The organism is uncultured Gimesia sp., from assembly GCF_937919775.1.
GTDB lineage: Bacteria > Planctomycetota > Planctomycetia > Planctomycetales > Planctomycetaceae > Gimesia.
The window spans coordinates 1-4,282 of the sequence record NZ_CALFPF010000677.1 but is presented as its reverse complement, the minus strand read 5'-3'; the positions used below and the strand labels follow the sequence as shown (position 1 = coordinate 4,282).

Genomic DNA, 4,282 nt, shown 5'->3' with positions numbered 1-4,282 from the left:
GACAGCAGCCGTCGACAACTCCGTACGCATCTGGGATATTCAGACCGGAACAGAACAAAAGCGGTTCGAACATACCGGACGCAGCGCCGCCATCGATGTTTCGGCCGATTCGCGATTATTACTCACCGGCAGCGATGAAAAAACGGTGCGCATCTGGGATATCGAATCCGGTAAGCGGCTCAAAGAACTCAAAGGCCATCAGTCCGAAGTCAGCGCCGTGGCCTTTTCGCCGGATATGCGGTTCTGCGCCAGCGGCGATGCACGAGGCCGGTGCATGTTATGGGATGTCGCAACCGGCACGTTGCTGCATCAACTCGAAGGACACACACGCCGCATTTCTTCAATCAAGTTTCTGCCCGACGGGAAAACAGTGCTCACCGCGAGTGGCGATAATACTGTAGGCAACTGGGATGTCGCCACCGGTAAAGAAAATCAGAAATCCATTCTGAAGCATCCCGATGCCATCCTGTCGATGGCGGTCTTTGCGAATGGAAAACAGGTCGTCACCAGTTGTGCCGACGGTCTGGTCAGGATCTGGGACATTACAACTCCCCAGGTTATTCAGACCATTCAACCGGCCAAGGGACTGATTAACTCGGTCAGTATCTCACATGATGATAAACGGATTCTCACCGCGAATGTCCAGCAGAGAGTGATTCAGGTCTGGGTTGTGGAGACCGGAACAGAACTGCTTGTTCCCAGCCGAAATGGCCAGTTGAATCCGTTTCTGGATTTTCGAACGAAAGGCGGCATGTTGTGGACCGCGATCTTTTCGCCTTATCATGACTCCATCCTGACAGTCGGCGGCCGAGATGCACGTCTCTGGGATGGCATGAATGCCAGACCGGTCATGTCCTTTCACCCGCACGGCGTTGTGGCGTCAGCCTCATTCTCTCCTGACGGGAAGTGGCTTGTCACAGGCAGTTGGGATAATACGGCCAAAATCTGGAATACCCAGACCGGGAATGCAGAAAAGAAACTGGAACAGAAGCACCAGGGTTATGTCAACACGGTACGCTACTCGCCGGATGGCACACAGATTCTGACTTCCAGTGATGACGGTACCGCAAAAATCTGGGACACAGCCAGCGGAAATGTGATTTTGACGCTCGACCAGCCAGCCACGCATGTGAAGAGTGCCGTCTTTTCACCCGATGGTTCGCATGTCGTCACCGCAGCGGATGACAAAACACTGGTCATGTGGGATTCCAAAACCGGCAAGAAACTGACGACGTTCAAAGGCCATCAGTGGCCCGTTCTGGAAGTCGCCTGTTCGCATGACGGGAAACGTTTGATCTCCGGCTCCGAAGACAATACCGCGATCATCTGGGATATTGCCACACAGAAAAAACTCATCCTGGCAGGGCATACTGCGCCCGTTGCCTCGGTGGTTTTCTCTCCCGACGACAGCCGCGCGTTTACTGCCAGCGAGGATGGCACCGCCAAACTCTGGGACACTGCGACGGGAAAAGAAATTCTGACGCTCAGCAGCCACTCCCAGGGAGTGACATCGGTAGATTTCTCGCCGAATGGACGGTACGTCGCGACCGGCAGCCAGGATGGTCAGGCGATTTTGTGGCTCACCGTCGACTGGAAAAAAAAGCGGGAGCCACAGGTAGCTGCTGCAAATAATTAGTGGAGTGTCATTTTTGAATTTTGGGGTGATCGAGATCACGGGAGTGCGACAACGGAGCACGTAAACAACACCCTCAGCCCTCAATTCCAAGCTTGACAAAGCACTAGCCGGAGTTCGGGTTAAAAATGAACGTGCCCGTGAAAACCGGGGCGCGGCCGGACATAACGACGCGGACGCGGTGTGACGTAAACCACGGATGGAGAGCTGACAACCGTCGTCGGTCGCTGTTGAACGATGATCGGCTCAGTCGCTGTTACATAGTTGTGCTGTTGCATGAATTCCAGCAGTGGATCGCTGATCCCCTGCTGTTTTAACATGATGATGGTCTGAGGGCTGAGATCAAAAGCGCCTCCCCGGCTGCGAATGGCGCCCATAATCACAGAATCACTGACGCCGCTGTGCGACATTTGCACCACATCACCATTATGGATCGCAGAGCGAGCGATTCTCTCATGGTTTGCCTGGGCGATGGCAACATCACGTTCCTCGCGTGCGTCTTCTGCATTTCCGATCAGGCTTCCTGCGAGACCCCCGGTGGCGGCTCCGATCAAAGCACCGGCGCCTCCGTTGCCGGAATGGCTGCCGATAATCGCCCCGGTAATGGCGCCAATGCCTGCCCCGTTGGCGGCACCAGCCTCGGTATGATTCATCGAACTGCAACCCATGGGCAGCAATCCCAGACATAAAAATGAAAACATGATTTTATGTGACAAACAGGTCATTTGTGTGAATCCTTCCACCCCGACTTTTGCAGTTTTTACAATCCCTGAAGAGTTCAACCCGCGAGACAGACTCTCAGTTTAAACTCCCTTTATCATATATCGGGAATGCAGAGTCCCATTATCAGATAATTTAAACTTTGCCTAGATGAATTTTCGAACCGGCGGATCAACCGAGTTCGGAATCGGGAGAATGTTGCAAGCATAAAATGTTGCGTTGCTCTGTTTTACAGCCGGTATATTTAAAAAAGCCGAAAAACAGTCTTGTCGGTCTGTTCATTTCAACACGGAAAGTTCGCTAAGATTGCGTTGATGGTCTCGACTGTGTTCCAGACTTTAAAACCCCTCAGCTTCCCAGGAAAGTATCTGCGGTATGGAACCGATGAACCCTGATCCGGTCACAATGGTGGTCACAGCGCACCCTGCTCCTGGAAACGAAGCAGAATGGAAGCAGATCTTAACCAGCACCATTCAGGCTTCACTCAAGTTTCCCGGCCACATGGGAACAACGGTGATCAAGCAGGAATCCCGCTTGAAACCCACCTACCAGATTATCATTCGTTTTGACCAGTTGGAAAATCTCGACCACTGGAAGGCTTCCCCGGAGCGCGAACACTGGCTTTCACGATTACACGCTCTCGAACATTGCCCGCCAGCCATTACGCATAATACGGGGCTGGAAACATGGTTTGAATTTTCCCATCACGACGAACAGCCAATCGCCGTTCATCCTCCCAAATACAAAATGGCCATCATCATCTGGATCGCCGTTTACCTGACCGTCATCCCGATCATCAATGTGATTCGCCCTTTCACCAGCGAACTGCATATTCTGATTGGCAGCGCCATCACCACGTCGATCACGGTCCCCCTCATGACCTGGGTCATGATTCCCGCCTTAAGCTGGTTACTGCAAAAATGGCTGTATCCCGTTAAAAAACGCTGACGAGAACGGGAAATATCCATTTGGCAGCGACATCAATCGCGGGGCGCTTACCAGTCGTATACGCCAAGCCGTTCCGGTTTTGGCAGATGCGCTTTGAGCACAAATTGGGGGCGGGGATGGGAATTCACATAAGCGGCGATGTCGAGCGCATCCTGCTCCGAAAGGTTTGCCTCATCCAGAGGCATCGCCACCTTGAGCCATGCAGCAAGCTTATCGTTCTGGCTCAAGCCGGCACCATCGTTGTACGATTGCTCTCCCCAGACGGGGGGCCCTTCTGAAGTTCCCTGCCCTGCTTTCCCGTGGCAGTCGGCGCACTGATTTGCATAAAGTGTGTCTCCGCGTTTCGCGTCAGCCAGCTCGGGTTTGATTTTCAGCGGTTTCACATGGTTCGGCCCTAACGACTTTTCGTGATTCATTTTGATCGGACTGCCCGTCGAGAGCCATGTGATATAAGCAGTAATCGCAATCGACACTTGACTCCCCTTGGGAGGACGCACGCCGTTCTGGCTCCGCATAAAACAGTTCAACACGCGATCTTCTAATGTAATCACGCGTTTCTCGCGCGGTGCCCAGGCAGGATAAGCGGTCGCCGTCCCCAGAAAACTTGCCGCATGCGGCACCGTGCCCGCTTTGAGATGACAGGAACTGCAGGTCAATGCATTGCCGACGTACGCCTTCGATAAGGGGTGCTCGTTTGTTTTCTCAACAATCTCACGTCCGAGCTTGACGATCTCTCCCAGTTCGCCCGGCGGATACTCGGACGGAACACGGTATTCCCCAATCACCACTTCTGCGTCCTGAGCAGATAACGTCGCCATCAGGAAACCACAACCTGCGAAAGCCGCCAGCAAGCTAAACCATTGTTGTCGCATCAAACCGCTCTCTTTGTAAAAACAGGACGTCCCTGGACTGAGTTTGGGCGCACTCAGCCATCTGATCTGACCACACCATTATACACAACCGCTCTGTCTTTGCCCGGTA

The 4,282-nt window shown here is 53.2% G+C and carries 4 protein-coding genes; 2 read left to right on the top strand and 2 right to left on the bottom strand.

Features of this window, described 5'->3' with window-relative positions; all coding sequences use genetic code 11:
• A partial coding sequence (locus Q0294_RS19230; protein WP_299468690.1) for a WD40 repeat domain-containing protein occupies window positions 1-1,636 on the top strand: 1,636 nt, incomplete at its 5' end.
• 119 nt (window positions 1,637-1,755) lie between these two features.
• Here the strand turns inward: Q0294_RS19230 and Q0294_RS19225 are convergent.
• Window positions 1,756-2,358 (bottom strand): glycine zipper domain-containing protein, encoded by a 603-nt coding sequence (locus Q0294_RS19225; protein WP_299468688.1) that lies wholly within the window; start codon window positions 2,356-2,358, stop codon window positions 1,756-1,758.
• Between the two features lie 370 nt (window positions 2,359-2,728).
• Between Q0294_RS19225 and Q0294_RS19220 the strand changes: the two genes are divergently transcribed.
• A complete protein-coding gene (locus Q0294_RS19220; protein ID WP_299468686.1) occupies window positions 2,729-3,301 on the top strand; it encodes an antibiotic biosynthesis monooxygenase in 573 nt (190 codons plus the stop codon).
• Between the two features lie 47 nt (window positions 3,302-3,348).
• Here the strand turns inward: Q0294_RS19220 and Q0294_RS19215 are convergent, their stop codons facing one another.
• Entirely contained in the window at window positions 3,349-4,173 is an 825-nt protein-coding gene (locus Q0294_RS19215) for a c-type cytochrome (RefSeq protein WP_299468684.1), read from the bottom strand.
• Window positions 4,174-4,282: the final 109 nt, after the last annotated feature.